This window comes from Sphingomonas sp. Leaf23, assembly GCF_001421585.1.
Classification (GTDB): Bacteria; Pseudomonadota; Alphaproteobacteria; order Sphingomonadales; family Sphingomonadaceae; genus Sphingomonas.
In genome coordinates this window covers 36,653-63,268 of the sequence record NZ_LMKR01000006.1, presented here as the reverse complement: position 1 = coordinate 63,268, position 26,616 = coordinate 36,653, and the positions used below count along the sequence as shown (strand labels likewise).

Annotated in this window: 26 protein-coding genes and 1 pseudogene; 9 read left to right on the top strand and 18 right to left on the bottom strand. The window is 65.9% G+C overall.

Annotation, left to right across the window (positions count from 1 at the left end; genetic code table 11):
• Positions 1-7 precede the first annotated feature (7 nt).
• Positions 8-904: a LysR family transcriptional regulator gene (locus ASE67_RS16270; RefSeq protein WP_055763772.1), complete on the top strand. Its 897-nt coding sequence runs from the start codon at positions 8-10 to the stop codon at positions 902-904.
• Between the two features lie 29 nt (positions 905-933).
• Here the strand turns inward: ASE67_RS16270 and ASE67_RS16265 are convergent, their stop codons facing one another.
• Both ASE67_RS16265 and ASE67_RS16260 read right to left on the bottom strand, forming a co-directional pair.
• Entirely contained in the window at positions 934-1,764 is an 831-nt protein-coding gene (locus ASE67_RS16265) for an aldo/keto reductase (protein ID WP_055763769.1), read from the bottom strand.
• A gap of 108 nt (positions 1,765-1,872) precedes the next feature.
• A complete protein-coding gene (locus tag ASE67_RS16260; RefSeq protein WP_055763767.1) occupies positions 1,873-2,154 on the bottom strand; it encodes a DUF427 domain-containing protein in 282 nt (93 codons plus the stop codon).
• Between the two features lie 157 nt (positions 2,155-2,311).
• Here ASE67_RS16260 and ASE67_RS16255 point away from each other — a divergent pair, with 157 nt between their 5' ends.
• The 3 genes from ASE67_RS16255 (at position 2,312) to ASE67_RS16245 (ending at position 3,585) form a co-directional block, all read left to right on the top strand.
• On the top strand, positions 2,312-2,509 hold the full coding sequence (locus ASE67_RS16255; RefSeq protein ID WP_235511957.1) for a hypothetical protein: 198 nt from the start codon (positions 2,312-2,314) through the stop codon (positions 2,507-2,509).
• Between the two features lie 5 nt (positions 2,510-2,514).
• Positions 2,515-3,156: a UPF0149 family protein gene (locus tag ASE67_RS16250; protein ID WP_235511956.1), complete on the top strand. Its 642-nt coding sequence runs from the start codon at positions 2,515-2,517 to the stop codon at positions 3,154-3,156.
• Between the two features lie 108 nt (positions 3,157-3,264).
• A complete protein-coding gene (locus ASE67_RS16245) occupies positions 3,265-3,585 on the top strand; it encodes a hypothetical protein (protein WP_055763763.1) in 321 nt (106 codons plus the stop codon).
• Positions 3,586-3,618: 33 nt separating this feature from the next.
• On the opposite strand, the gene ASE67_RS16240 is transcribed toward ASE67_RS16245, so the two are convergent.
• Positions 3,619-4,542 (bottom strand): LysR family transcriptional regulator, encoded by a 924-nt coding sequence (locus ASE67_RS16240; protein ID WP_055763760.1) that lies wholly within the window; start codon positions 4,540-4,542, stop codon positions 3,619-3,621.
• A gap of 102 nt (positions 4,543-4,644) precedes the next feature.
• On the opposite strand from ASE67_RS16240, the gene ASE67_RS16235 reads away from it, so the two are divergent.
• Positions 4,645-5,430, top strand: coding sequence for an SDR family NAD(P)-dependent oxidoreductase (locus tag ASE67_RS16235; RefSeq protein WP_055763758.1), 786 nt, complete (start codon positions 4,645-4,647; stop codon positions 5,428-5,430).
• 79 nt (positions 5,431-5,509) lie between these two features.
• On the opposite strand, the gene ASE67_RS16230 is transcribed toward ASE67_RS16235, so the two are convergent.
• Positions 5,510-6,529, bottom strand: coding sequence for an AraC family transcriptional regulator (locus ASE67_RS16230; RefSeq protein WP_235511955.1), 1,020 nt, complete (start codon positions 6,527-6,529; stop codon positions 5,510-5,512).
• Positions 6,530-6,562: 33 nt separating this feature from the next.
• Between ASE67_RS16230 and ASE67_RS16225 the strand changes: the two genes are divergently transcribed.
• A complete protein-coding gene (locus ASE67_RS16225; protein WP_055763987.1) occupies positions 6,563-7,291 on the top strand; it encodes an SDR family oxidoreductase in 729 nt (242 codons plus the stop codon).
• A gap of 67 nt (positions 7,292-7,358) precedes the next feature.
• Here the strand turns inward: ASE67_RS16225 and ASE67_RS16220 are convergent, their stop codons facing one another.
• The 7 genes from ASE67_RS16220 to ASE67_RS16195 form a co-directional block, all read right to left on the bottom strand.
• A complete protein-coding gene (locus ASE67_RS16220) occupies positions 7,359-8,567 on the bottom strand; it encodes a DUF2254 domain-containing protein (RefSeq protein ID WP_055763985.1) in 1,209 nt (402 codons plus the stop codon).
• 413 nt (positions 8,568-8,980) lie between these two features.
• Positions 8,981-9,781 carry a hypothetical protein gene (locus tag ASE67_RS16215; protein WP_156348663.1) on the bottom strand — a complete coding sequence of 267 codons (801 nt, stop codon included), beginning with the start codon at positions 9,779-9,781 and terminating at the stop codon, positions 8,981-8,983.
• Positions 9,778-9,942, bottom strand: a complete 165-nt coding sequence (locus ASE67_RS18290; protein WP_156348662.1) for a hypothetical protein — start codon at positions 9,940-9,942, stop codon at positions 9,778-9,780. Before ASE67_RS18290 ends, ASE67_RS16215 begins: the two co-directional genes overlap by 4 nt.
• Positions 9,943-10,260: a DUF2306 domain-containing protein gene (locus ASE67_RS16210; protein WP_162236356.1), complete on the bottom strand. Its 318-nt coding sequence runs from the start codon at positions 10,258-10,260 to the stop codon at positions 9,943-9,945. It abuts the gene before it with no gap.
• Between the two features lie 119 nt (positions 10,261-10,379).
• Positions 10,380-11,171 carry a LytTR family DNA-binding domain-containing protein gene (locus tag ASE67_RS16205; protein WP_156348661.1) on the bottom strand — a complete coding sequence of 264 codons (792 nt, stop codon included), beginning with the start codon at positions 11,169-11,171 and terminating at the stop codon, positions 10,380-10,382.
• 134 nt (positions 11,172-11,305) lie between these two features.
• Positions 11,306-11,794, bottom strand: a complete 489-nt coding sequence (locus ASE67_RS16200; protein WP_235511954.1) for a hypothetical protein — start codon at positions 11,792-11,794, stop codon at positions 11,306-11,308.
• Between the two features lie 34 nt (positions 11,795-11,828).
• Positions 11,829-12,389 carry a recombinase family protein gene (locus ASE67_RS16195; RefSeq protein WP_055763750.1) on the bottom strand — a complete coding sequence of 187 codons (561 nt, stop codon included), beginning with the start codon at positions 12,387-12,389 and terminating at the stop codon, positions 11,829-11,831.
• A gap of 290 nt (positions 12,390-12,679) precedes the next feature.
• Between ASE67_RS16195 and ASE67_RS16190 the strand changes: the two genes are divergently transcribed.
• Positions 12,680-13,777, top strand: coding sequence for a helix-turn-helix domain-containing protein (locus ASE67_RS16190; RefSeq protein WP_055763748.1), 1,098 nt, complete (start codon positions 12,680-12,682; stop codon positions 13,775-13,777).
• Positions 13,778-13,854: 77 nt separating this feature from the next.
• Positions 13,855-14,967: pseudogene (locus ASE67_RS18655) on the top strand (serine hydrolase domain-containing protein); the annotation flags it as partial.
• 458 nt (positions 14,968-15,425) lie between these two features.
• Here ASE67_RS18655 and ASE67_RS16185 read toward each other — a convergent pair.
• The 5 genes from ASE67_RS16185 to ASE67_RS16165 form a co-directional block, all read right to left on the bottom strand.
• Positions 15,426-17,777 carry a TonB-dependent receptor gene (locus ASE67_RS16185; protein ID WP_235511953.1) on the bottom strand — a complete coding sequence of 784 codons (2,352 nt, stop codon included), beginning with the start codon at positions 17,775-17,777 and terminating at the stop codon, positions 15,426-15,428.
• A 321-nt stretch (positions 17,778-18,098) separates the two neighbouring features.
• Positions 18,099-19,349, bottom strand: coding sequence for an arsenic transporter (locus ASE67_RS16180; RefSeq protein WP_055763747.1), 1,251 nt, complete (start codon positions 19,347-19,349; stop codon positions 18,099-18,101).
• Positions 19,346-20,473: a metallophosphoesterase family protein gene (locus ASE67_RS16175; RefSeq protein ID WP_235511952.1), complete on the bottom strand. Its 1,128-nt coding sequence runs from the start codon at positions 20,471-20,473 to the stop codon at positions 19,346-19,348. The genes ASE67_RS16180 and ASE67_RS16175 overlap by 4 nt, the downstream gene beginning before the upstream one ends.
• On the bottom strand, positions 20,470-21,720 hold the full coding sequence (locus tag ASE67_RS16170) for an MFS transporter (RefSeq protein ID WP_055763743.1): 1,251 nt from the start codon (positions 21,718-21,720) through the stop codon (positions 20,470-20,472). The genes ASE67_RS16175 and ASE67_RS16170 overlap by 4 nt, the downstream gene beginning before the upstream one ends.
• 283 nt (positions 21,721-22,003) lie before the next feature.
• Complete coding sequence (locus tag ASE67_RS16165; RefSeq protein ID WP_235511951.1) at positions 22,004-22,906, bottom strand: alpha/beta hydrolase; 903 nt, start codon at positions 22,904-22,906, stop codon at positions 22,004-22,006.
• 104 nt (positions 22,907-23,010) lie between these two features.
• On the opposite strand from ASE67_RS16165, the gene ASE67_RS16160 reads away from it, so the two are divergent.
• Positions 23,011-23,691, top strand: a complete 681-nt coding sequence (locus tag ASE67_RS16160; protein WP_055763739.1) for a glutathione S-transferase — start codon at positions 23,011-23,013, stop codon at positions 23,689-23,691.
• 50 nt (positions 23,692-23,741) lie between these two features.
• On the opposite strand, the gene ASE67_RS16155 is transcribed toward ASE67_RS16160, so the two are convergent.
• Together ASE67_RS16155 and ASE67_RS16150 are read right to left on the bottom strand one after the other, a co-directional pair.
• A complete protein-coding gene (locus ASE67_RS16155; protein ID WP_235511950.1) occupies positions 23,742-25,340 on the bottom strand; it encodes a GH39 family glycosyl hydrolase in 1,599 nt (532 codons plus the stop codon).
• A complete protein-coding gene (locus ASE67_RS16150; RefSeq protein WP_200922246.1) occupies positions 25,337-26,578 on the bottom strand; it encodes a glycoside hydrolase family 5 protein in 1,242 nt (413 codons plus the stop codon). The genes ASE67_RS16155 and ASE67_RS16150 overlap by 4 nt, the downstream gene beginning before the upstream one ends.
• Positions 26,579-26,616: the final 38 nt, after the last annotated feature.

Here is a 26,616-nt window from a genome sequence, read left to right as displayed (position 1 = left end):
CCGAACGATGAAGGCTGACCTTGCCGATCTCAATGCGTTTCTGGCGGTCGCGCAGGCGCGGGGGTTCCGCGATGCTGCGCGCACCGTCGGGTCGAGCGCCTCGACGCTCAGTGAAGCGGTACGGCGGTTGGAGGCGCGGTTGGGTGTCCGGCTGCTCCATCGCACCACCCGCAGCGTCGTGCCGACCGAGGCGGGGACCCGGCTGATCGAACGTCTGGCACCAGCGCTGGGTGAGGTGGAGGCGGCGCTCGACGTCGTGAACCTGTTTCGCGATCGGCCGGCGGGGACGCTCAAGCTCAACGTACCGGTCAGCGCGGCGCGGTTGGTGCTGCCGGCGATCCTCCCCGGCTTCCTCGCCGCCTATCCGGATATTCTGGTCGAGATCGTCGCCGAGGACGGCTTCGTCGACATGGTGGCATCGGGCTGCGATGCGGGCATCCGCTATGACGAACGACTGGAGCAGGACATGATTGCGGTCCCGATCGGCCCGCGCGTCCAGCGCTTCGCGACGGCGGCGGCACCGGCCTATCTCGACGCACGCGGACGCCCCGACCATCCCCGCGACCTGCTCGACCATGCCGGTCTGCGTGGCCGGTTCAGCAGCGGCGCGCTCACCAGCCCGTGGGAGTTCGAGCGCGACGGCGAGATCGTACGGATCGAGCCGCAAGGGCCGTTGATCGCCGGTGTCGCCGGCGCGGTGGACCTGCTGGTCGATGTGGCGGTGGCGGGCGGTGGGATCATTCACCTGTTCGAGGACTGGCTCGCGCCGGCGTTGGAGCGCGGCGCGCTCGAACCGGTACTGCCCGACTGGTGGCAGTCCTTCCCCGGCCCGTTCCTCTATTATTCCGGCCGCCGCCTCGTGCCGCCGCCGCTGCGCGCGTTCCTCGACTTCATTCGCGGCTAGAGCGGTTTCCGACCAGGTCGAAAACCGCTCTAGAGCATCGCGAGCGGCTCGGGTCCGCGTGGCGGCGGGAACAGGTCGTCGAGGCGTCGTAGCTCGGCGTCGGACAGGGTGAGGTCCAACGCCGCCCGGTTGTCCCGCACATGGGCGATGGACCCGGCCTTGGGAATCGGGAGGATACCGTCCCGCGTCAGCAACCAGGCAAGAGCGACTTGCGCGGGTGTGGCGTCGCGCTCGGCAGCCATTTGGGTGAGCGCGGAATGGGTCACCAGGCGGCCCTGCTCGACCGGGCTGTAGGCCATGACCGGCATGCGATGCTGCGCGAGCCATGGCAGCAGGTCATATTCCGGACCACGCCGGGTCAAGTTGTAGAGAATCTGGTCGGTCTGGCATCCTTCGCCGCCACTGCCGACGAGTTCGGCCATATCGTCAACGTCGAGGTTGCTGACACCCCAGCGCAGGATCTTGCCCGCCTCGACCAGTCGCTCCATCGCCTCGACCGTTTCGGCCAGCGGCACGTTGCCGCGCCAGTGCAGCAGGTACAGGTCGAGCCGGTCGGTCTCCAGTCGGTCGAGGCTCGCTTCGCAAGCTCGCGGCAACCGGTCGCGCGAGGCATTCTGGGGATAGGCCTTGCTGACGAGGAACACGTCGTCGCGTACGCCCGCAATCGCCTCGCCGACCAGGCGTTCGGACTCGCCATCGGCATACATCTCGGCCGTGTCGATCAGGGTCAGGCCGAGCGACAGCCCCTCGCGCAGCGCGGCGATTTCGTCCGGCCGGCGGGTGGGATCTTCCGCCATCATCCAGGTGCCTTGGCCAAGCGCGGGAACGGTCGTCCCGTCCGGAAAGCGGATCATCTTCATGTGGCGGTCAACGTTCGACCCAGTGCATCGGGCCAATCTATGATTATCGACCTACGATACCGACCCGCAGGACTGTTCCGCCGGACGCAGGATATGGTGCCGTCCGGGTCAGCTGATCGTGACGCCCTTCCAAAAGGCGATGCGTCCGCGGATGTTTTCCGCTTCGGGCTTGGGATCGGGATAATACCAGGCGGCATCGGGATTGTCGGCGCCCGCGACGTGCAGGCTGTAATACTGCGCCGTTCCCTTCCACGGGCAGATGGTCGTCGTGCTGCTCGGTCGCAGGAGCGCGGCGTCCACACTCTCCACGGGGAAATAATGATTGCCCTCGACGATCACCGTATCGTCGCTATGGGCGATCCGTACGCCGTTCCATCGTGCTTCCACCATCCTGCGTCTCCTTGCACGGACAGACGTCGGCATCCGGTCGACGTCCGTCAAGGTCGGTTCGCAGGGGCGGGCGGAGATGCCGACCGATCCTGGCGCCAACACGCTTGGCAAGCGATCGGGCAATGCCAACTGCGACCGATCCTGCTAACGGACGGTGATGCTCAATACCCGCATGAAGCGCCTCGCCACCAGGACGGAACTCGAACTACGGCGCCTCGCTGCCATCGAGGCGGCGGTGGCGGCATTGGGCGATGAGGATCTGCTCGACTTCGCCGACATCTTCGCTGGCGGTGATCCGACGCCCTTGCGCGCCATGGCGGAGGAACAGATGCGCCGGCGCGGTATCCGCCTGTGAGGAAAATGCCGTCCCGCTTCCGGCGACTCGAGGGCGCGCTGGCGGAACTTCCGGTCGAAGCGCCGATGCTCCTGACCGAACTCGACGGTTTCCTTACCGGGCTGATCGTCTGTCCCGAACCGATCCCCGTCGATGAATGGATGACGGTCATATGGGGCGTCGAGGCCGATGGCGTCCCGCCCTTCGAGGACCCGTTCGACGTGCAATGGTTCGTCAAGGCGGTCGCGGCGCGGCGCGACGCGATCGTGCGCGACCTGTCGCGTGGCAAGTTGCAGCCGATCCTCGACGTCGACGAGCGGGATGGCGACGTTCTGTGGGAATATTGGGTCGACGGCTTTTCCGACACGATCGCGCTACGCCCGGAGGCGTGGGACGCGGCGGCCGCCGATCCCGAATGGGCCGATCCATGGCACCGCCTTGTGGCGTTGATCGCAATCGCGAGAGGCGAAAGCGATCTCGATAGCGTCGAGGTGAACGCCTTCCAGGACCGGGCGGTGGCCGAGCTGACGGACACGGTTCAGCGCCTGTATGCGGCCCGCGCGGGTGTCGGCGAGGCGAGGGCGACCGCCGTCGTGACGGCGAAGACCGGCCGCAACGATCCATGCCCTTGCGGATCGGGCAAGAAGCACAAGCATTGCTGCGCCTGACTGTTCGGGAACATGGACGCCGTAGGGCGCGGGCCGGGCGGGGCTTCGAACGACGTTTCGCCATTCGGGTTTGCGTCCGTGCGCATCTGCTGTGCTAAAGACCCGGCTATGTCGAAATCCCACGTAAATGCCGGAACCGTCACGGTCGATGGTGTCGCCTATGACTGGCACCTGCACAGCGAACCCCACCAGTCGGATGACGAGGGATGGAAGGGCATGACGATTGCGCTTCTGCAGCAGGACGCCAAACGCGAAGCGCTGGTTGAGTTTCCCCCACCGAAACGGCTGCTGAAAGGTTTGCCGCGTGGTCGGCTCCAGCTCGATGACGCGACGATCGCGCGCTCCGTGCGCTCCGCGCTGTCGGCCGGTTGGGAACCAACGTCGCGCGGCAGGCCGGTCGTGATCATGGTCGACGCCGAAGGTAATTGAGCCGCGCGGCGACTCTACGTCGCAATTGCCATGTCAGCGGGCGCGACTGCTGTCCAGCGAAGCAACCTGACACAGGCGAAGATCGCGCACCAGGAAATCGACGAAGGACCGCACCCGCACCGCCAGCCTGTCGTGCGGCACGAAAAGGGCGTGGATGTCCTCGCCGTCGCCGGGATTGAACGCAGGTAATATTTCCACCAGGCGGCCCGAAGCGAGGTCCTCCGCAATGTGGAAGCGGCCAAGGCGAGCGATGCCGCCGCCCGCGAGCGTCATCAGCCGCACCGCTTCGCCGGAGCTGCCGAGAAAGGGACCTGTCGGGGTCCGCTGCACCGTCCTTCCGTCGATACGGAACGGCCAGCTGTCGACGGATCGGCGGAAGTTGAAGCGCAGGCAGTCGTGATGCTCCAGATCATGCGGATGCGTTGGCTCGCCTCGCTCCTTAAGGTAGGCCGGGCTGGCTACGACGGCCATCGTGCTTCGTCCAAGCTTGCGCGCCCGCAAGTCGGTATCACGCAACGGGCCGACCCGGATGGCCACGTCGGCCTGTTCCTCGACCAATCCGACAAGCGCGTCCGTCATGGTCAGGTCGACCGTCACCGCCGGGTTTGCGCGGAGATACGTGGGGAGGATTGGCAGCAGGCAATGCGTGCCGAACGGAACCGATGCATTGACCCGCAGCAGGCCTCGCGGCGAACGATCTACGTCGAAACTGCGCTCAACCGAGTCGATCTCTGCAACCAGCCCTTCGACGCGCTCTCGGTAGGCTCGGCCCTCCGCTGTCAAGGCGAGTGCGCGGGTCGTTCGGGATGCCAGTTGCACGCCCAACCGCTGCTCCAGACGTGCCATCGAACGGCTCACGGCCGAGGGCGTAAGCCGCAGCGCGCGTGCCGCCGCAACGAAGCTGCCATGCTCCGCCACGGCCAGGAAGATCATCATCTCACCCAGTCGATTGTCCATGCCGATTAATGATCCCAATGCACTTCTGCGATGATGACGTCCGATCTAATCAGTAATCGTCGGAGCGCATAGGTATGGCGGCGTACACGAGGGAGATGACGCATGGACCTGCAACTTGATGGCAAGACAGCTATCGTCACCGGCTCGACCGCCGGTATCGGCCTGGCGATCGCCGAGCGGCTCGCACTGGAAGGGGTCGCGGTTACGATCTGCGGCCGGGATCGCGCGAAATTAGACGCGGCAGCACAGCGGGTGAGCAAGGCGGGGCGAGTTTCAACGGTACTCGCAGACCCGGCAACGTCAGCCGGTGCGATGGCGCTGATAAAGGCAGTGCCCGACGCAGACATTCTGGTGAACAACCTCGGCATCTACGAGGCGAAGCCGTTCACGGAGATCAGCGACGATGATTGGCATCACATTTTCGAGGTCAATGTCGTGAGCGGAGCGCGGTTGGCTCGCCATTACTTTCCCCGCATGCTGGCGCGAGAATGGGGGCGGATCCTCTTCATTGCGAGTGAGAGTGCGCTCGTGGTGCCGAGTGAAATGGTCCATTACGGTATGACCAAGACCGCACAGCTCGCGATCGCACGCGGGTTGGCCGAACAGACGCGCGGTACCGGGGTGACCGTCAATTCGGTTCTACCCGGGCCTACGCGCTCCGAGGGTATCGTCGAGTTTATCCGCTCGGTCGTGGACAACAAGGACGCGCCGGAGGCTGAGCGCGAAGCTGAGTTCTTCGCCAAGATGCGGCCGCTATCACTCATCCGCCGGCTGATTGAGGCCGAGGAGATTGCCGCGCAGGTGGCACTGCTCGCAAGCCCCCTTGGAGCGATCACCAACGGAGCAGCGGTGCGGGTCGAAGGCGGTATCATACCGACGATTGCGTAGGCGGAAGGCGAGCTCTCCTCGCGCAGCCTCTGAATGAAGATGAACGAGTGGCGAAAGCCGGGATGCACGCGAGGTGGCGCTAATGACCTGCCATCGGTCCATTACGCCAGGCCGCTCGTATGCCGTCGCCAGAGACATGCGGCTTCCGTGCCTTGACGTCGCGCGAGGGCGCCCGGCCGAACAGCCGGGCATACTCACGGCTGAATTGCGATGCGCTCTCGTAGCCGACGGCATAGCCTGCAGCAGCGACGTCTCGCCCTCCGACGATCAGCCGGCGGGCTTCCTGAAGTCGCAGGCTTTTCTGGTATTGCAACGGGCTCATCGCCGTGGCGGTACGAAAGTGGCGGTGGAACGAGGCAGGGCTCATGCCCGCTGCCTCCGCCAACGTTTCGCTGCGGATCGGCTGATCGAACCGATCGCGGATCATCGCGATCGCGCGGCGCACCTGCGAGAGGCGGCTGTCGGCCCGTGCGATCTGGCGGACGATCGATCCCTGGGGGCCTTGCACCAGTCGGTACAGGATCTCGCGTTCGTACAGCGGCGCGAGCGCGGCGATATCGTGCGGCGTGTCCAACAGGCGCAGGAGCCGTAGCCACGCGTCGAGCAGATCGGCTGTGACCGGATTGACAGCGAAGGCTGGCTCGGCGGAGGGAAGTTCCGTCTCGATGTCCGTCAGCACCGACGCCAGTCGCTCGCTGTCGAGGTCGAGGCTGACCGCCAGATAGCGTTGATCCGGCAGATCCAGCTTGACGCAGCCCGAGGCCGGCAGTTCGACCGTGGCAATGAAGTAGCTGGCCGGGTCATAGCGGAGGCGGCGGTCGCCGATCGCGATCTCCTTGACGCCGCTAACGATCAACGCCATCATTGGCGGGTAGACGCCGGCGACCGGCTGCGGCGCGGCGCCGTCCTTGTAGAGCGCCACGCGTGGCAGCGCACCGGGCCGGTAGCGACCGGCGGCATGCCGATCGACGATGGTGCTCAGCCTGTCCAACATGTCGTCCATACCGACAAGGTGTGTCGGTTCGTCGCGCAAGGCAAGGTGACTGATCCGATCAGGCAAGTTCTCGCGCGGATCGCGCATGCCGCACACCAGCGGCATCCCATCTCCAGGTCACCGTATGGAGGAATGACGATGACCGACAAGCGCACGGCCGTGGTGACGGGAGCGAACAAGGGTATAGGACTGGAAATCGCACGAGGGCTCGGCAGGCTTGGCTATACCGTCTGGCTGGGCAGCCGCGACCAAGAGCGGGGCGAAGCGGCGGCAGACATCCTGCATGACGAAGGTCTCGACATCCGCTTGCTGACGATCGACGTCGCCGACGACGTCAGCGTCGGAGCGGCTGCCGAAGCACTGGCGGGCGTGACGAGCAAGCTCGACGTGCTCGTCAACAATGCCGGCATATCGACGGGCTGGGTCGCGCCGAGCGCCGACCGGATCTCGGATGTGCGGGCGATCTACGAGGTGAACGTATTCGGCGCGATCCGGGCGACGCAGGCCTTCCTGCCCCTGCTGAAAGCATCTGCCGCCCCGCGGATCGTCATGATGTCCAGCAGCCTGGGCTCACTGGCGTGGGCGTCGGACTTTGACGCGCCGATGGCGCACGAGGCGAACCTGCTCGGCTACAACAGCTCGAAGTCCGCCCTGAATGCCGTGACGGTGGCATTCGCCAAGGAACTGGCGCCGCTCGGCTTTAAAGTGAATGCCGCCTGTCCCGGCTACACGGCAACCGATCTTAATCAACACGCTGGCCCTCGTACCCCGGAGCAGGGTGCCGCCATCGCAGTCCACCTTGCCTCGCTAGCCGATGACGGCCCGACCGGCAGCTTCTACGATGATGCAGGCGTGGTAGCCTGGTAACCACCGCGACGCGGACGCTTGTTCGTGCCGATGAACAAGCGTCCGCTTCAGGTTCGCCTTATCTGAACTATCGCTCCGGATCGCCAAAGTGGCTGCGGTGCGTTTGATCGATCAGGATGCGATCCCGCTCGCTCGTCATCGCCGCCTTCGAGCGCTCCGCCGCATCGTGCGCTTCCTGTGCGATGAGCGATCGAGACGGCTCGGCATGTCGGGCCAGGGCAGCGAGGGTTTTTTGGAGCCGGATGCCGACTTCGACAAAAGCCGCGCCATCGCGCGCGATCGGACGACACCAGTCGTCGAGCAGGTCGGCAAAGTGGATCGGCGGGACATGAACCCGGGCGGGCACCTGCGCACCATCCCTTGTTCGATGATCCGCCAGGCGCAACATCACGCGGGCGATTGCCTCGATGACCGCGATTGCCGTGCCGGGATCGTTCACTGCCGGTGACAACGCGCGTGACGCGATCTCGGACAGTACGACCAGGCCGAAGCGTGGATCGTGATCGAAGGTGCGGTGATGGGACATGGTGAACGCCTGTCGAACCTTGTCGACCGCGCTGTCGTCGCACCCGCCCGCCACCAGCGCGATCGGCCGCTCGGGTTCGACGAGCTTGCCGGGCAACGCGAGGACGTGGATATCGGCACCGATCGCCTCTGCCAGCATTCCAAGTACCGCGACGTCGACGTGGGTGACCCGCGCCATCGTTCTTGGCATGACCGGCGTCATGCTGCCAGCGTCCGGCTGCGGTTGTTCGGTGCCGAGCGCCAGTGGCATGTGGATCGTGTCGACCGCCGCCATCGCCGCCCGCTCGACACGATCGATCGTGTCGGACACCCGTCCGAAGCGCGCGATATGCTCGATCCAGCGCAGCAGCGTGACGACGATAAAGAGGATGACCGCGATCGTGCCGACCAGGAGGATGACGCGCCCGGTATCGCCATAGAGCCCGGTCGACAGCGCGATGATGCCAACGATGGCGAACAGGAAGCTGCCCAGGAACGTCGCGAGCGTGTTTTGCGCCGTGCTGTCGTCGATCAGCAATTGGACCGCGCGGGGCGTGATCGTGCTGGTCGCGCCCGAATAGGCCGACACCATCGCGGTCAGCGAGAAGGTGGTCACCGCCAGCATGCTCGACGCCAGGATCGTCAGGATGCCATCGACCGATTGCGCGCCGATCGTCGCGGCGAATTCGTAGGATATGGTGTGTCCGACCAGTGCGCCTGCAAGGGCGAGCGCACCTCCGAACGCGCTGACCAGCGCCGCCCTGAACCACATCCTGCGTGTAAGCAGGCGGATGAGCCACTGCCACCGCATCAATGCCGTTCCCCTTCAAGCGTCAAAGCATCGGCGAGCCGCGCCGGTTCCGCTTTGGGCCGTCGCAATGTTCCGTCTCGGCCGCTTCCATCAGATTCCAACGACGGAGCAGCTGCGGCATCGTCAATCCTGCGAAGATCGAGAAGGCCGCCACGCCAAAGGGGATCGCGACAATCTCGCCCCGTTCGGCGACGCTGGCGGGATCATATTCCCGGTCGAACGCCGCGTTGGTCGGCGTGAAGGTGATCCGAACCTTTCGAGGCGCCGGGGCGTTCGACCCGCCAGTCCTGCCGCTCGTGCGCCACCCCGGCGTAGGTGGTTCAGGAGGCTTCGGGTTCGTCGCCGCAATCCGGGCGCGCTCGCACCCGCGTCCATCAGAGCTTCACCCCAGGACCCAGTACGGCAACGAACGCCACTACGGCGACGCCGGCCGCGGCACATAGGGGCCAGCTCGGTGACGCCGGAGGTTGCGCCGTCGAGGTCGCTGGCTTCACGAAGCGCGCGACGCTCAACAGGCCGGCATTGCCGCCGAGCGCGACACCGATCGACGCGCCGATGGTCGCGCGCCAATCGCTTCCCGCCGCTACAGCCGCCATGAGCGAGATCGCCCCCGTCGTCACCCACACGACGATCGCCATCCGCCGTACGTCGGCGACATTGGCCGCGCCGTCCGCCTTCTGGCACAGCATCGCCGCTGCCATCCGAACGATCGCGAAATAGCCCGCGACGCCGACGGCGGCGAGGGCACCGCGCGTCAGGATGGAGTCCGGCGAACCTGCCATCACGCCGGCCCGGTTCCAGTCGCCGATGTCGAACGCGGCGGAGAAAACCAGATAACCGAACGATGTCAGACCATTCAGCGCGAAAACGACCCAGCCAGCGAACCATCCCCTCGCCGTTGCGCTGTTCCGCCACCACAGCCAGCCCAATGCCATCAGGGTCAGATTGACGGCCGTCCCGGCACCGGCGACGATCCGCCCGCCCCAGGCCGAAACGGCCTGGCGTCCGCATTCGAAATGGAAGGTGCTCCACGCAAGTGGCTCTCCTCCCACAGCCTTGCAGGCCAGGCCATGGCCCGCACCCTCATGCAGGGTTGCCGCTGCGATCCAGGCCAGCGCCGTCAGCGCCACGATATCCGCTGTCGGCAGGCGTCCAGTGTCGCGAGCACCGGTCATGCCGGCGCTCCTGTCTGGACCAGACGGGTGCGGACCAGCCATCCGCCGATCAGGAACAGGGCGACGTTCAGCGCGACCATGAGAGGCCAATGGCTTGCTGGATTGCCGAGGCTGCTCAGGCCCATCATCGGATTGACCAGAAGCTCCGTAGCGAACGCCATCTAAAGGCCGACATAGTTCATCGCCATGCGGCGCTGATGCGTGACGAGGTCGCGCGGATTCTGCGTCCTGCGCCATCGACGCAGGGCGATAAGCCCCATCGCCAGCGTAGCGAGATTGACGATCGCAATCGCATGAAAGACGTTGGGCCGCCCCGTCAGGTCGTAGATCGATAGCGCCGTCGTATTGATGGCAACGATCGCAACGGCATACATCCGACCGACGTACCGATGGGCAACCGTGCCTTTTCGCATCATCAGAACGGCAGCGCCGCCTGCCAGCGCCATGCTTCCCACCGCGACATGCGCCGCGCCGATCACCGATATTCCGCTCATTCTCGTTCCTGCCCCTTTGGAAGGGGAGGCCTTATCGAGCGGCGGCGATCCGTGGCGGCGGATTGCGCCGTCTGCGTACGGTATTTCGTGAAACCGACTTCGCGTTACGCCAGTCCGTCACCGGGCGTCAGCCAGCCACGTGCGCGGCAAAGGGCGACGCTCGACTCGCTGACGACGACGCTTTCCCCGTCGGTCAGCTTCAGCGACCAGCGCCGTCCGCTGCGCTGCGCGCCAGTGACCGCATGATCCGCGACCCAGGTGCTGCGGTGGACTTGAGCGCCGGGCACGTTGGCAAGATCGGCAATGGCGTCCTTGAAGCGATAGTGGACGAGCAAGGTTTGTCCGTTGCGCAACGAGAGGCGGCAGTAATGATCCTCGGCGCACACACACAGCACGTCGAAGGGGTCGCTGATCCCGGCACGGGCCAAAATACCGGCACGCGGCGACTGTACCGGCGTGATCACCTTGTCGGGCGGCGGCCCGTCGACTTGTGCGGCCGGTCGTGCAAGTCCGGCTTTCAGGAAGACGACGAACGCCGTGGCCAGCAAGCCGTAAAGCGCCGGCCGCCAGTCGATCGTCACATCCGATCGGCCCATCAGCCGGTACAGCAACGGTACCTCGAGGCAGAGCAGGCCGTTCAGCAGCACGGCGCCCAACACCCAGCGACCATCGATCCGATCCCCGCGCAGGATAGTGTGTCGCCAACCATGCCAGCCAACGATGTTGACGCCCACGAGCACCATCCAGAACGTCAATGCGCCCGCCGATCCGAACGCACGCACGACCCCGAAGGCGTCCACGATCGCTAGCATGAGCGACAGCGTGAACCAGATGATCGCAGACCGCGTCAGCAGTCGGGTACTCGAGATGGCTCGTGGCGCCCTGGCGGTATTCACTTTTTCTATTCCTCAGGCCTTTCGGATCTGTGGGATTTAAGGGGCTGCATGGTGTTCGCAAAACACTATGATTTTTGAAGACATGCTTTCTGCCGTTAGGCAGGTGAGGAAGCCGCGAGAGGGCACGCGCGGCGTTACGTGCCGATGCGCGGATGGTCGAGCATGCTGATCGGGGTGGGTGTGATCCAGTCGGCACCCAGCATCGGATAGGGGCCGTAGAACAGGTCCCCGAGCGCGCGCCGGTAATGCGCATTCCTCCAGCGTCGGCGTCGATGCTCCGGACCATCGTGGAGCATATGGCAACGCTGGCACAGCGCTGCCAGCTGATGGAGTGCGCTGTCGCTGGGATCATGGTTGAGGTGGGCGCAGGCCAGCACCACCGGCGTCCAGGCACCGTGCGCCAGGATGTTCTCGACCGGACGCCGCACCCGTCGGCCCTGACCGCTACGCCAATATTGCCGCTTTCGGTCCCACCAGCGGCCATCGCGCATATGGAACACTCGTTGCCCGTGGGGACGCCCGCAATGCTCGCAAGCACCTCTGGCCCGCACGAAGCGCACATGATGCGAAAGCTGCGGCCAGTCGATCGGATACAGGAAAATGTGCTCCGGACGGATCGGCATCAGGCCTCCGATTGCGGCGACGTCACCGGACGCATCAAACCAGCGCCGCGGCGGTGAGGGCGCGATACAGGGTAGCGTGGTGACACTTGAGCAGCTTGGCGGCTTCCCGTACCGACGTGCCCTCGCCTACCAACCGTTCGCCCAATTTGATCTGGTCGGCTGTGAGTTTGGGTGGTCGCCCGAAGCGTACCCCCCGCTCCTTCGCGGCTACCCGCCCGCTGCTGGTACGCTGGTGGATCAGGTCGCGCTCAAACTCGGCGATACCGGCAAACACCGTCAGCACCATGCGTCCTGCCGGCGAAGTCGTATCTGCCCAGGGCTCCGCCAGCGAGCGCAGCCCGGCACCGGCATCCTTGAGCCTTTCGGCAATATCAAGCAGGTCGCGGGTCGAGCGTGCCAGTCGATCGAGCCGCGTGACGACGACCGTGTCATCATGGCGCAGCTGCTCAATCATTTTTGCCAGCTCGGGTCGATCGCGCTTCGCACCCGACACCTTCTCTTCGAACGTCCGGCCGCAGCCGGCCTCTTTCAACGCCGCGCGCTGCAGCCGCAAATCCTGGTCATCGGTCGAGACGCGGGCATAGCCAATCAGCATGTCGCAAATATGCATCGAAACTAAAAGGTTTTGCAACAGAGTTTTGCGACATAAAGGCGCGCAGAAATGCGTTTATCGATCAGCTGTCGCAAAACTTAGCATATAAGCGACACCGGCACGTTCACCAAACTTCGTCGCCGTGTGTCCGTTTCGGGAATGCGTGCCTGCTGGCGAGAGAGTGCGACTTCCCCTTCCGTTTGTAGCGCCAGCTGAGGTTCCCGATCGGGAAAATCGCGGACGTGCGCAGGTAGGGGGCGATTTGACGAAGCGGCGGCGCTAATTGTCGTGTCATGGAACTCCTGTTCGGTTGGCGTGCCGCGGCTCTGACGGTGGCGGCAGCCATTCTCTTGCCGTTGGCGGGCGCGCTTGCGACCTCGATCCGTCACCGATCCGCGACGCGGACATTGGCTGCGTTGCTGGTGGTCATGACCGGCGTCATCATTCCCTGGCTGATCGGGTTCGCCGGTTTCTATGATCGCTGGTGGTGGCTGACGTTCGCGCCGTTCTCCAACGCGCTGTTCGTTCCGCCGCTGCTGTACCTTCATGCCTGCGCGCTGGTGACCGGGCGCTGGCCCGATCGGGGCTGGCGTCATCTGCTGCCGGGTTTTGCGCAGTTCGTTTATCAGGGGGCGGCGTTCCTCCTGCCGCTGCCGCGCAAGCAGCGTTGGGCCGACATCGCGTTCGATGCCGGCGAGACGATTCTGGCCGTGCTGCTGGCGATCAGCTTCCTCGTCTATGCGCGCCGCACGATCCAGTTGCTGCGACACTATCGCGCAGCTCTGGCGCAGAACCGCAGCGATGACGCACGATTTGCGACCGCCTGGCTTGCACGGACCGTGATTGCCTTCACCGCACTGGCGCTGATCTGGGCCGGCGTGCTGCTGTTCAACGCCGTCACACCGCTCGGCTACAAGGGGCTGATGCCGCTCTACCTGGCGATCGCAGGGTTCGCCCTGTATCTTGGCATCGCGGGCTGGCGCTATCTAGCCCTGCCGTTTCCGACGCTCGACACGCTGCGGATCACGGCTGCCGTGCCCGGGCCTACGCCGGACTGGCCGGAGCGCGGGCGCAAATGGGAAGCGCTGACGCGCGAGAACGGATGGTATCGGGAGGAGGCATTGACGCTGCGACGGCTCGCAAGCCTGCTCGCCACCAACGAAAGCTATTTGTCGCGTGCGCTCAACGAAGGGCTTGGCCGCAGCTTTTCCGCGTTCATCAACGGCCTGCGCTGCGAAGACGTTGCCCACGCGCTGGATCGACAGGATGCGCGCCCCCTGCTCGCCATCGCGCTGGAGGCCGGATTCGCATCGAAGGCGAGCTTCAACCGGGCTTTCCAGCTTCGCTATGGCCAGTCGCCGAGCAGCTATCGCAAGGCGCATATTCCGTAATTTCGGCGGATTACCGATGGTGAGGCGACCGGACCCGGTCCTTTAGGCTTGCTGCGCAGAAGTCCATCGGAGCCACCATGCACATACCCTTCCGTCGCATCGTCGTATCTGTCATCGCGACCGTCCTTCTTGGCAGCCTGCCGACCACCGGCGCTACCGTTCCGCGCGCACCGACCGCGCTGGCCCAGCGATGCGTCATCACCTCGCTCCCCGCCTCGCAAGCCACCGCGATCGAGCGCATCGTGCGGCGGGAGATGCAACGTCGTCGCATTCCGGGCCTGCAGATCGTGATCGTGCGGCACGGGGCCGTCGCCTTCCGGGGCAGCTATGGCGTGGCGGACATCGAGACGGGCGCAACCGTCACGCCCCGCAGCCTCTTCACCCTCAACTCCGCGACCAAGGCGTTCACCGGCGTCGCCATCGCGCAGCTGGTCCAGGCTGGACGACTGTCGCTGGACACACCCGCTTCGGCATTCGTCCCCGACTGGCCGGCGCAATGGGGCGTCGTGTCCGTCCGCCAGCTGCTGACCCATGTCTCCGGGCTTCCCGACATTCTGGAGCAACCCAGGGGCCAGGGCACCGGCCGTCTCGTCGGCGACGGCGATCCGGACTCTGCCTGGGCGACGATCAGGACACGCCCTGTCGAAGCGCCGCCCGGCACCCGGTTTCGCTATAACCAGACCAATTACGTGCTGTTGGGCAAGATCATCGACCGTCTGACCGGGATGCCGTTCACCCGCTATATCGCAACCCATCAATTTGCGCCGGCAGGTGCGACGGGGTTCGCCTATGGCGAAACGCGCGACATCATTGCCGGGCGGGTCAGGATCTATCGCTATGCCAACGGAGCTGTCGACGGTTCCACCAGGGACGCCCCGCTCGAACATGCCTTTGACGAGTTCGCCCCGTTCATGCGGACGGCCGGTGGCCTGAACGGATCGGCGACCGACGTCGCGCGGTGGCTGATCGGATTGCAGAATGGCAGGCTGTTGAGCCCGGCCGCGTTGCAGATGCTCTGGACGCCGGGTCGCTATGCCGATGGCAGGCCGACGCAATGGGGCATGGGGTGGCCGCTGCGCAGCGATGAACGGCATCCCGTCGCGACGGGTATCGGTGGACGGCGCTCGGCCTTCTTCGTCTACCCGAAAGACGACCTGTCGATCGTCGTCCTGACCAACCTGGCTGGCGCCAATCCGGAAGAGTTTATCGGGGAGATCGCCGGAGTGTTCTATCCCGAGCTGCGTCTCGCAAACGGCGGCGGCCTGTCGCGCGATACGAACCGGTTGCGTGTCGCCCTGGCTGCGTTTCCGGATGACGCTCCCGCGACGATCTTTGCGCGATTGCGATCCGGCAGCCCGTCCTTCGATGTTACGGAAGACGATCTGAATGTCTGGGGCGGTCGGCTGCTGGCTGCCGATCGCGTGGAGGAAGGCATCCGCGTGCTGATGCTCAACACCAGCCTGCATCCCGACAGCGCGAACACCTGGGATAGCCTTGGCGAAGCCTATGAAGCTGCCGATCGGGTCACGGACGCACTGGCCGCCTATCGCCGCTCGCTGCACATCGATGGCAGCAATGAACACGCCCGGCGGCGATGTTCCGTCCTGTCCGCTCACCGGCGCACTGCGCCGGAGAGCGGGGAGCATCGTCAGAAGAACAACCGAACCGAGGTCGAAATCAGGCGTCCGTACAGCGTGTTGGCCTGTGCGATACCGGTGGCGGGAATCGCCGCGTCGAGGGTGCCGACGATGGCGTTGGCATCGAACAGGTTGGTGGCGCTGATGCCCAGTTCGACGCGGTCGACCGGACGAACCTGTGCATAGAGGCCGACCGTCGTATAGGCGGGCAGCCGCAGCCGGTTGACGTCCTGCGCATAGCTGCGCGTCACGCCGATCACATTCGCGCCGATCGAGAAACGCTCGCCATCATATTGCGGCGACATGCGGTAGATGAACGCGGGCTGGTGGCGCGGCGTATTGCCGACCAGCGCGGCGCTTTCGGCGGCGGTGATGCTGGCATCGGCCAGCGTGCCGTTGGCGGTCAGGCTGAACGGACCGCGACGGACGGCCCCCTCCATCTCGACACCGTAAGCGCGATAGCGCCGCGATACGAGTTGCTGGGTGGTGATGCCTTGCGCATTGGGAACCAGCTGCGTGTTGGTTTCCTGCGTGGTGGCGTAGAAGCCGGTCGCGTTGAGCGTCAGCCCGTCGTGGCGATATTTCACCCCCGCCTCGGCCTGGCGCACCCGGTCATAGCCCGACTGGCCCGTGACCAGATCGCCGCTGGTCCGGTCGATCGCGGAGGAATACAGGATCGCGCCCGCCCCGCCGCGGCCACCCTTGCTATAGCGCGCGAACACCGCAAACGGATCGGACAGACGCAAATTGATGCCGGTCGAATAGGACAGATAACGATACCCATAGTCGACCGGGCGCCCGGCACCGGGCGTGAAGACCACCGTCTGGCATTCCGGCGTCCCGGCGCGCGTCACCCCGTCGCCGTTGAAGTCGTAGCAGCCGATCCGCCCCTCGTGGATCGTGCCCTCCACATTGGCGATATCGTAGCGCAGCGACCCGCCGATCGCGACCGGCCCGGTCTGATAGTTGAACGAGCCATACGGTGCGATCGTCCGATAATCGGTCTCTGCGCCCCGGTTGAGCTGGGGCGTTCCCAATGCATAGTTCAGCAGGATGCCGTTCTGCGTCAGCGGCACGAGCCCGCTTGCCGCGGCGACGTTGATCAGCGCCGAGCGACCGTCGCCCCGCACGTCCTGGAACGCGGTCAGCAGCGCGTTGGCCTGATTCAACGTCTGGCGGGAGGCATACAGCCCCGCCGTGGTCGTCAGGTTGGCGTCGCCGAGTGCCCAGACGCGACTGGCGCGCAGGTCGTTGGTGACGTTGTCGGCGCTGTCGACCTTGGCGCGGAACAGCCCGTTCAGCGCGATCAGCCCGCTGCCGCGCGTGGTGTCGAAAGGCTGGCCGGCAAACGGCCCGGTCGCGTAGGTGAAGCTGGGCGCGGGGATCGAGAGGGCACCCGCGATCTGTCGCGGCGTACCCGCCAGTACGGAGATCGGCAGCACGCCGTCCAACTGCATCCCGGCATAGCGGAACCGCTCGGTGACGGTCCATTCCTCGACGCGGAACTGCCCCTCGAACCCGCCGGCGAGGGCGCGCACATGCGTGCTGTCCCCGAACTGGGGCTGCTCGACATCACCATCGGGCATCAGGAAACGGGCGCTGGGGACATAGCGCGAGAACATGCTGTCGCGGTTGACCGAGAAGCCCGGCAGGCTGTTGAACTGCGGGTCGCTGTCCGTCCCGGTCACACCGACCGGATAGTTGCGATATTGCGGCGTGCGGTCGTCGAGAAACTTGGCGTAGAAACGCAGATAGCCGTTCGGCAGCTCCCTGGTGACATTGGCCTTCACCTGGCCACCGGCATAGGAGGTGAAGCCGGTGCGGCGCGGCCCCTCTCCCTCGCGGTAGAAGCCACCGATGTGGAAGCGCCAACCGCCGCCCAGTCGGGCACCGTAATCGCCGTCGAGCCGGTAGCTGCCATAGTTGAGGCCGGTGCTCGCCATGATCGATCCGCCCTCGACCTCGCCGGTCTTGGAGATCAGGTTGATGACACCGCCCGGCGCGTTCGAGGCAAAGGTCGAGGACGAGCCACCGCGGATGGATTCCACCTGCGACACGTTCAGGTCGGCGCGAAGGAAGGCGTCGGCCGGGGCGTTGTTGAAATCGCCGAATTCCAGGACGGGCAGGCCGTCTTCCTGAAGCTGCAGATACTTGGCGCCCTCCGCGACCAGCGGCAGCCCCCGCACGGTATAGCCGTTGCCGAGATCGCCCGCGCCGGCTTCGACGCGGATACCGGGGATGTTGCGGAACAGGTCGGCCAGCGACCGCGGCGTCAGCCGGACGATCTCGTTCTCCTTGACCGAGCTGGTCGAGGTGGCGCTGTTCAGGCGGTCACGCCCCTTGGCGACGCCGGTGGTCACCATGTCATTCTCGTCGACGGTGCGGCTAGCTTCCCATGCCGTTTGCGCGGCATCGGCTTGTGCCTTGGCAGACTGGGCTGCGGCAGGCCCGGCTAAGCCGACGGCAGATACCAGCGACAATAAGCATAGCGACCCCTGCAACACGGAGGCCGTCGAACGATGATGCATTTAATTGATCTTCCGAGGTAATGGTGCGGCGGCACCTATCCACGGAGTGTGAAGGCACGCTTAAAGCGCGGCTATGCAACCTCGACCGGTAAGCCACGGATGAACGCGTGGCTTACCGGTCGTGGGTCGGCGTTGTGCCGGACACCGCAATCGACGCTATCCAAGCGCGATCCGTGTCCCAAGCGCCGCCAGCAGCGCGAGGGGCATGGCGACCGCTCCGATCTTCAGGAAGCGCCAGAACCCGATATCCTGCCCTTCGCGGCGGATCGCCTGCAACCACAGGATGGTGGCAAGGCTGCCGGTGATCGACAGGTTCGGTCCCAGGTCGACACCGATCAGCAGCGCATCGACCACCAGCTGCGGCGGGTGCGCCTGCGCGACGGCCGTGCTCGCGACCAGCCCGGCGGGCAGGTTGTTCATCAGGTTCGATGCGAAGGCCAGAATGGTGCCCGACAGCGCCGCCCCATAGGCCGGATCGGCCGATGTCGCCCGCAGCGCGGTCGCCACCCGCCCGATCACCCCGGTGCGATCGAGTGCCTCGACCAGCACGAACAGCCCGGCCACCAGCGGCAGGACGCTCCACGAAATATCGCGCAGCAGCGGGACCGGCGACGACCGGGCGATCACACAGACGACCAGCGTCGTCACGATCCCCGCGATCGCGGTCGGCAGCCCGAGTTCGATGTCGAGCGCGGACACGACCAGCAACACCGCCGCCGTGGCAAGGATGCCGACAAATGCCGCCTTGCCACCCGTCGTCAGGGGGGTGCGTTCGACATTGCTGATACACGTCCCCGCCAACCGGTCGCGTTCCATCCAGCGCAGCACGAGGAAGGTGACGGTGATCGCCGCCAGCGAGGGCAGCGCGAACGACGCGAACCATGCGCCGAGCGGCGGCATCCTGCCCCCGTACAGCACGAGATTGGCGGGGTTGGAGATTGGCAGGACGAAGCTGGCGGCGTTGGCGATCAGCGCGCAGGCGAACAGCAGGGGCAGGGGGTCGGCCTTGGCCTTTCGTGCGGCAACATAGACCGCCGGGGTCAGCACCACGGCAGTGGCGTCGTTCGACAGGAACGTCGTCGTCACGATGCCGGTGATGTAGACCAGCGCGAACAGGCGCGTGGTCGATCCGCGCGCGTGGATCACGGCCGTCGCCGCCACCCAATCGAACAATCCCTCGGCGCGCGCGACCTCGCTCAGCAACATCATGCCGATCAGGAACAGATACACGTCGCTGCCCTTGGCCACCGCCGACAGCGCGGCGGTCACCGGGATCAGGCCGAGGATCAGGAGCAGTGCGGCCCCGGCCACCGCCCAGATCGCCTCGGGCCAGCGGAAGGGGCGCGCGATGACGGCTGCAGTAGCGGCGGCACAAATGCCCCAGGTCGCTCCGGTCGCGAGGATCACCAATGCCGTCCGTTCTTGTTGGGGCCGAGTTGCGTGCCCGCGATGCCGCGTTCGGGCCATGCGCCGATATGATGGATGTCGTGACCGGGGGCGATGGGTACGCCCCGGCGGGGGATGCCGCCCTCGCCGCGCACCAGCATCGTGATCGTATCGCGGTCGTCGTCGACGGTGACGGAGACGCGGTGCGCCCCGGCCGCCACATCGACCATCGCCGACCATAGCCCGCCATCGCCGGCCGCCATCATCGGCACCGGGGCACCGCTATCGACCGACAGCATTACCGGACCAGTGGCGGTGCCGAACACTTTCGCGACGATTTCCACCTTGCCCGGACGCGGCACCTGCGTCGCGTCGGCCGGGCGCGTTACCAGTCGAAGGTCGGCAGGGGCGACGATCTGGACGAACGGCCAGGGACTGCCCGTTTCCCGGAAGCGCCAGCTTGGCACCCGGCCATGGAGCGTAACGATCGAATAGCCGGGGCGTCCGTCCCCCTCCTCGATCTCGCCGGTCGAACGGGTCGCGCCATAGATGACGCGGCCATCGTTCAGCAGTTCGTTATAATGGGTATGGCCGGTATCGACGAAGGCGACGCGGGCATCGGCAAGGATGCGGGCAATGTCCTCGCCATCCGCCGCCAGGTCGCCGGGGTAGGCGTGCATGAACACGACCGGCACCTGACCTTCCGCCTCCGCCCGCGCAAGTTCGGCCAGCAGGCGGTTGCGATGGTGGCGGGTCAGCCGGAAGTCGGGACCCCCCGCACCGGCCGACACGATGTCGAGAAAGATGCAGCGATGGCCCGCGATCACCTCCGCCTCCGGTCGGTTTTCGGGCGGAAAGGCGGCATCGTAATGGGCCAGATCGCCCCGTTCGTAATCATGGTCGCCGGGGATCACGCGGTACGGCAGCGCGAGCGGCGCCAGCGTATCGATGATAACGCGATACTGTTCTTCGGTCGCGTGATTGGCGTTGTCACCGGGCAGGTAGACGAACTGGGCGGCGTCGCCGACATGATCGTTGATCTCGGCAACGATCGCCGCGAGCCGGTCGCGGCTTTCCCAGCCATTCGCTTCGTCCATGTGCAGGTCGCCGATATGGACCCAGCTCAGCATCGGGGTGGGGGTCACTTCTGCGTCTCCGGCATCGCGATCAGGTACAGGACGAAGCCGACGGCGGCGATGCCGGCCAGCGTCAGGAACCCGGCGCTGTACCCGGCCGACACGATGATCCACCCGGCCAGCGTCGCCGACAGCGCCGCACCCAGGCCGAAGACGCTCGACACCACGCCCTGGCTGACGTTGAACCGGCCCGACCCCTTGGTCAGAGCGGCGACGACCACCGGGAACAGCGCGCCGAAGATGCCTGCCCCGATCCCGTCGAGCGCCTGTACCCCGACCAGCCACCACGGATCGTTCGACACGGTATAGAGCACGCCGCGCAGCGCGAGGAAGCCGAACGCGACGAGGAACATCGGTTTGGTGCCCCAGCGTTCAGTGTTACGGCCAACGACGATCGCGACCGGTACCATCACCAGCTGCGCAGCGACGATGCACGCCGCGGTCAGCGACGTCGCCTTGTCGGTACCGACCGTCCGCCCGAGCAGCTGGCTGACCGAGGTCAGCATCGCCGCATTGGCGAGGTGGAAGGTGAACGCCGCCGCGGCAAAAATCATCAACGTGCGATTTTCCAGCAGCGTCTTCCACCCGCTCGGTTCCTCGCACCCTTCCTCGGGTTCGCAGTCGAGGCCGCGCGCGACGGCATTGTCGATGTCGTCGTTGTTCAGCCGCGCCGCCACCACGACACTGGCGACGGTCAGCGCCGCCATCAGCCAGAAGACGACGACCGGCCCGAACGACCATGCCAGCACGCCCGCCAGCCCGGCCGACACCGCATTGCCCGCGTGATTGAACGCCTCGTTCCGGCCGACCCGCTTGGCGAACAGTTTCGGCCCGACCAGCCCCAGCGTGATCGCCGAGATGGCGGGCGCGAACACCGCCCCCGCCGCCGCCGCGATCGACTGGGTCAGGGTCACCATCGGAAAGCCGGAGACGATCGGCAGCGACAGGCTGCTCGCGGTGACCAGAAGCGCGGCGACGATGACGATGCGCGGCTTGTTCCTGGCCCGGTCGATCAGCCCGCCGGCCGGGGTCTGCGACAACAGCCCGACGATCCCGGCGATGGTCAGCACCAGGCCCACCGTCGCTTCGTTCCAGCCATACGACGGCCCGCGCACCACCAGCAGATAGATCGCCAGATACGGCCCCAGGCCATCACGCACGTCGGCAAGGAAGAAGTTGAGGGCGTCCAGCGTGCCGGTCGGCGTCTTTCCCGGTGCAGCGCGGGGCGGGCCGGAAGGAGCAGTCACGGTGGCCATCGGGTCAATCCCCATCGTTCGAGCACGCAAACAAGCGAACGACATGCTCCCGCGCAATGTCATCCGGACGTTCCGGGCCGACGTGTCGGATGGTAACGCCGTCGATCCCGCCCCCTTCGGCAGCGGTTTTTCGACGTTAGCAGGCTGAAACGATCGGTACGGGCAGGCCTGCGTCCAATCGTATAACCTTCTGTCAATGTTCCGATACAATATAGAAATAATCTGAAATAGCGGCGCGCCTTTTGCAGGGAAAGGTGACGATCGAGCCCGACCCAATTCGGTCTCAGCGGCGGTCGGCGTCCTTCACCTTCGCCGTCGACCGGATGAACCCCGCGACATCCGCCAGCACCGGTCCACGCCCGCGAAAGGGGCGGGCGAGCGCGAGCAGGATGCCGACATGGCCCAGTTTGGGATAGGCCCGTTGCGCCACGGTCACGCCGCCCGCGCGCAGCCTGGCGGCCAGCGCTTCGCTGTTGCGGGGACGCACGACGCTATCCTCCGTCCCGTAGAGCAGCAGGGCGGGGGGATCACCGGTCCCGGCCCATGTCACCGGCTGCGTCTCCGCCGGGTCGGCGACCTGCCCGAAGGCGGCACGGCTCGCATCCACATCGAACGGGGCGAAGTCATAGGGCCCGGCCAGCCCGACGAACCCCCGCACCACCGACCGCGTCTCGCCCAGCCAGCGCGGATCGACCGCCAGCATCGCGGCGATATACGCGCCCGCCGAATGGCCCATCACCACGACCGAGCGGCCATCGCCGCAATAGGTGCCGGCGTTCGCGCTTGCCCAGCGCACGGCGGCGGCGCCGTCCTCGACGAACGCCGGATAATGGACGTCGGGCACCAGGCGGTAATCGGGGATGACGGTCACGAACCCCTGCGCCGCCAGCGCGCGGCCGACGAACGCATAGCCCGCCCGCGTCCCGCTGTTCCAGCTGCCGCCATAGAAGAATACCACCACCGGGCGCGGTTGCCCGCAACCGCCGCGCGGCGCGTAGACGTCCAGTTGCTGGCGCGGCGCCGACCCATAGGCCAGCCCCTGGGCGACCAGCGTACCGTTCCGATCCTTCGGCACCAGCCTGTCGAACGCGCCAAGCGGCGAACAGGCGGTGGCAAGCGCCCCGAGCAACGCACCGATTGCCAGACCGATGCCACGCCGTCTCATGCCGTTCCTGCTCCGGGTCATCAAGGTGTGTCCTTCCGCTTTTCGCGCAGCATAGCCGACGTCGCGGGGCGGGGCACGCCCTGCGAACCTTTCAAACGCCGCCCTCGCACCGCATAGGGGGAGCGATGGCCGACCCCGTTCTCTACAGCTTTCGTCGTTGCCCCTATGCGATGCGCGCGCGACTGGCCCTCGCTGTCAGTGGCGTGCGACATGAACTTCGCGAGGTTCGCCTCTCGGCCAAGCCCGATGCGATGCTCGCAATCTCGCCCAAGGGAACCGTGCCGGTCCTGCACACCGCCGATGGCGCGGTGATCGACCAAAGCCTTGCGATCATGCGCTGGGCGTTGTCGCGCCACGACCCGGACGACTGGCTGGCACGCGACGATCCGGCCCTGATCGCCAGCAACGACGGCAGCTTCAAGCACCATCTCGACCGGTATAAATATCCCGATCGGCACGGGTCGAATGCTGCCGAGCATCGCCATTGCGGCCTGCTGTTCCTGCAGGAACTCGACGCGCGGCTATCCTCGACGGCACAACTCGCCGGGATGCAGATGGGGATCGCGGATGCGGCGATCCTGCCGTTCGTCCGGCAGTTCGCGGCGGTCGATCGCGAATGGTTCGACACCCAACCGCTGCCCCATCTGCAGGCATGGCTCACGGCCCACCTCTCCTCCGACCTGTTCCGGCAGATTATGTACCGCGCCGCGCCCTGGTGTCCGGGCGAGCGGCCTGTCATGGTACAGGGCGGTTCGCCGGACCATGACCCGACTCGCCCGCATTCCTCCACCCCCCGATCAGGCTAGCCGGGCAGCCGCGCAGTACGGATGGGTTCGTGTTCCGCGGCCAACCCGCATCAGGGCGCGATCAGTTCGACCATCACGACGTCGTTCTCCCGCATCGGAATCGCGCTGCGGGCAACACCGTCGCGACCGACCTCCAGCTGTGCCAGCATCGGCGTGTCGGTCGTCAGCGATTGCAACATGGCGTGCTGGGCGGGGGACAGCGTTGCCGGTCGGCCCATGCGCAGATAGGCCGAATAGGCGTCATTATGGTCATATCCCGTCCGCCGGATACGCAGGCCGTACGTCCCCGGTTTCAGGCCGCTTACCCTGAGCGTCAGCGGCGTGGCTTCCGCCGCTGGCCGGACCTTCGTGAAAAACGGGCGGTTGCTGACCGGCTGTTCGGGCAGCACGTCGCGCCACGCCAGTAGCTGGAGGGTGCGCCCTTTCAGGGTCGCGATACTCGCGGCATCGCCGGTCTGCAGTTCGCGGTCGCCCAGTTCGGCCAGATATTTGTACGCGAACCACGACGCCTTGCGAATGCCCTGCGGGGTCATCAACCCGAACCCGCCCTCGAACGGTTTGCCCTGCGGCCCCGGCTCCTCGAACAGATCGCTGTAGGTCCAATAGCTCATGCCCTGCGCCACCCCCTCGGTTCGACGCAGCTTCGACAGGATATAGGCGGCACCCATATAATCGTCGTGGATCGGATCGCGCGGATTGTAGCTGGTGCTCCATTCGGTGAAGAACAGCGGCAGCCCGGCATGGCGCGTGGCGTCGATCTCGGCGCGCACCTTGCGCACCTCCTGAACGATCGCGTCGGGATTGCGCGAGAGCTTGTTGTCGCCTTCGCCCTTCTCGTCGAGGAAGCCGCCCTCCACGCCGTAAGTATGCGTGGTCACGAAATCGACCGGCAGCTTTTCCCGGTCCACATAGCGCAGGAAGTCCGGGACCCATGCCGCACCCGCCGTCGACGGGCCGCCGACGCGCAGAGCCGGGTCGATCGCCTTGATCGTGCGGGCGGTGCGGCCGTAATAGTCGAAATAGGCCTGCTGATCGCCCTTTTCCCAGAAACCGGCGAGGTTGGGTTCGTTCCAGAATTCGAAATACCAGCTGCGGACCTCCTGCCGGCCATAGCGCGCGATCAGGTGCCGGACGAACGCATCGACCAGCGCCGTCCACTTTGCCGGCTGCGGATGGGAGGTGTTGCCCTTCCAGTAGAAGATGGTCTGGTCCGACTGCTTCATCGCATCGGGGGTGAAGCCCAGTTCGACGAACGGCTTCAGCCCCATGCCGAGCAACCGGTCGTAGAGATGATCGATCCGGGTCCAGTCATAGACCGGCTTGCCGCCCCGTTCGCGATAGGTGCCCAGTTCGTCGGCAAAGACATGATGGAAGCGGATGTAGCGGAACCGCAGTTCCTGCTGCACGGTCGCCAGCTGCGCCAGGCTGTCCTCGCGGATCAGCGTGCCCGGAAAGTCCGAACCGACCGACAGCTGCGCCATGCGATCGCGCGGCCTGGTCGCCCCGTGCATGTCGACGGCGATCTCCCGAACCGTCACCGACTGTGCCACCGCCGGGGCGATACCGGCCGGCCAGACCACGCTGCTCAACGCCATCGCCGGGAGGAGCAACGCACTCCGCAGGCCGGCGCGGATCGATGCGCGCGTCACTTCGCTGCCGCCACGATCGCCTGAACGATGTCCGCATGGACGACGCGGCCGGTCGCGCGATCGAACAGGCCAAGGGTGTGATTGCCGGTCGGGCCATTGTCCCAATAGATCGGCACCATGCCGTGCCGCACCGCCGACCGGGTGACGTATCGATCCCATTCGGTGCGGTATGTGCCGGTCGGATCATGCTCCGTCTTGGCGATCGCGCCATATTCGCCGAGGATGACGGGTATCCCCCGGTCGCCGAACGTCACCTGCATCTTTTGGAACATGGCATCGACATAGGGTTCGTTCGCCCATGCCAATGTGGCCTTCGGGTCGGTCGCACCGGCCCCCCATTGCCAGATCGCACTCTTCTCGTTCAGCGCGAAATCATAGGGGTCGTAATAATGCACCTCCATCATCATCCGGCCGGCAACGCTGTCGGTCGGGAGCGTGGCATTGCACGCGATGCTGTGATCGATGTTGGTGTTATAGCCCTGCACGACCAGATAGCGGTTCGCATTGCCGCCGCCGGTGGCACGCACCGCGTCGACGAATACCTTGTTGAAGCCGTTCTGCACCGCGCAGTTCTCGGGGGTCGGCGCGTTGTAATTGTCCTTCACCATCACTTCGTTGGTGCCGGCGAACAACAGGCGGTCGTCATGGTCGCGGAAGCGCGTGGCGATCTGGGTCCAGAAGCTTTTGAGCCGCGCATTGGCGGCCGGCTGCTCGGCATAGGTCGGTTGCAGCCAGCCCCCGTCCCAATGGACGTTCAGGATGACGATCAGCCCGGCCTGTTGCGCCTGATCGACCACCTGCGCCACCCGGTCGAACCACGCGGCGGCGATCCGGTCGTCGGCACCGGCATATTGTTTCCACGACACCGGCACGCGGATGCTCCTGAAGCCCGCGGCGGCAACCGCCTTCAGCAATGCCGGCGACACGACCGGATTGCCCCATGCCGTTTCCTGCGACCCGGCCGCCGGGGCAGGGCCGCTGCCGATCGCCTCCAGCGAATTGCCGAGATTCCACCCCGGCGACAGCTGCGCGGCGAACTGCATGGCGGCCGTCGTCGGCGGGGATGAAGGCGTCGGGGTAGGCGTGGGCGTCGGAGCAGGGGTCGGCGCGGCGGTGGCGGTCGGCGTGACGCTGCCCGATGCGCTACCGCCAGCGGAGCAATTGGCGATCAGGGCAACCGCGACCACGGCCATGGCGGCGCCAGGACCCTTGCGCATCGATCCGTTCACGTTCTGCACGATGTCGTCATCCCCCCTGGCCGCGGCCGTTTGTTGTC

Excerpts from the sequence above, each read along its gene's own strand:
- ASE67_RS16170 (WP_055763743.1), bottom strand. The coding sequence starts at position 21,720 with ATGGCCACCGTGACTGCTCCTTCCGGCCCGCCCCGCGCTGCACCGGGA.
- ASE67_RS16235 (WP_055763758.1), top strand. The coding sequence starts at position 4,645 with ATGGACCTGCAACTTGATGGCAAGACAGCTATCGTCACCGGCTCGACC.
- ASE67_RS16220 (WP_055763985.1), bottom strand. The coding sequence starts at position 8,567 with ATGTGGTTCAGGGCGGCGCTGGTCAGCGCGTTCGGAGGTGCGCTCGCC.
- ASE67_RS16245 (WP_055763763.1), top strand. The coding sequence starts at position 3,265 with ATGTCGAAATCCCACGTAAATGCCGGAACCGTCACGGTCGATGGTGTC.
- ASE67_RS16240 (WP_055763760.1), bottom strand. The coding sequence starts at position 4,542 with ATGGACAATCGACTGGGTGAGATGATGATCTTCCTGGCCGTGGCGGAG.
- ASE67_RS16265 (WP_055763769.1), bottom strand. The coding sequence starts at position 1,764 with ATGAAGATGATCCGCTTTCCGGACGGGACGACCGTTCCCGCGCTTGGC.
- ASE67_RS16190 (WP_055763748.1), top strand. The coding sequence starts at position 12,680 with ATGGAACTCCTGTTCGGTTGGCGTGCCGCGGCTCTGACGGTGGCGGCA.
- ASE67_RS16215 (WP_156348663.1), bottom strand. The coding sequence starts at position 9,781 with ATGACCGGTGCTCGCGACACTGGACGCCTGCCGACAGCGGATATCGTG.
- ASE67_RS16225 (WP_055763987.1), top strand. The coding sequence starts at position 6,563 with ATGACCGACAAGCGCACGGCCGTGGTGACGGGAGCGAACAAGGGTATA.
- ASE67_RS16255 (WP_235511957.1), top strand. The coding sequence starts at position 2,312 with ATGCTCAATACCCGCATGAAGCGCCTCGCCACCAGGACGGAACTCGAA.
- ASE67_RS16195 (WP_055763750.1), bottom strand. The coding sequence starts at position 12,389 with ATGCTGATTGGCTATGCCCGCGTCTCGACCGATGACCAGGATTTGCGG.
- ASE67_RS18290 (WP_156348662.1), bottom strand. The coding sequence starts at position 9,942 with ATGGCGTTCGCTACGGAGCTTCTGGTCAATCCGATGATGGGCCTGAGC.
- ASE67_RS16185 (WP_235511953.1), bottom strand. The coding sequence starts at position 17,777 with ATGGTGACCACCGGCGTCGCCAAGGGGCGTGACCGCCTGAACAGCGCC.
- ASE67_RS16260 (WP_055763767.1), bottom strand. The coding sequence starts at position 2,154 with ATGGTGGAAGCACGATGGAACGGCGTACGGATCGCCCATAGCGACGAT.
- ASE67_RS16165 (WP_235511951.1), bottom strand. The coding sequence starts at position 22,906 with ATGACCCGGAGCAGGAACGGCATGAGACGGCGTGGCATCGGTCTGGCA.
- ASE67_RS16270 (WP_055763772.1), top strand. The coding sequence starts at position 8 with ATGAAGGCTGACCTTGCCGATCTCAATGCGTTTCTGGCGGTCGCGCAG.
- ASE67_RS16160 (WP_055763739.1), top strand. The coding sequence starts at position 23,011 with ATGGCCGACCCCGTTCTCTACAGCTTTCGTCGTTGCCCCTATGCGATG.
- ASE67_RS16250 (WP_235511956.1), top strand. The coding sequence starts at position 2,515 with ATGCCGTCCCGCTTCCGGCGACTCGAGGGCGCGCTGGCGGAACTTCCG.
- ASE67_RS16200 (WP_235511954.1), bottom strand. The coding sequence starts at position 11,794 with ATGCCGATCCGTCCGGAGCACATTTTCCTGTATCCGATCGACTGGCCG.
- ASE67_RS16230 (WP_235511955.1), bottom strand. The coding sequence starts at position 6,529 with ATGCCGCTGGTGTGCGGCATGCGCGATCCGCGCGAGAACTTGCCTGAT.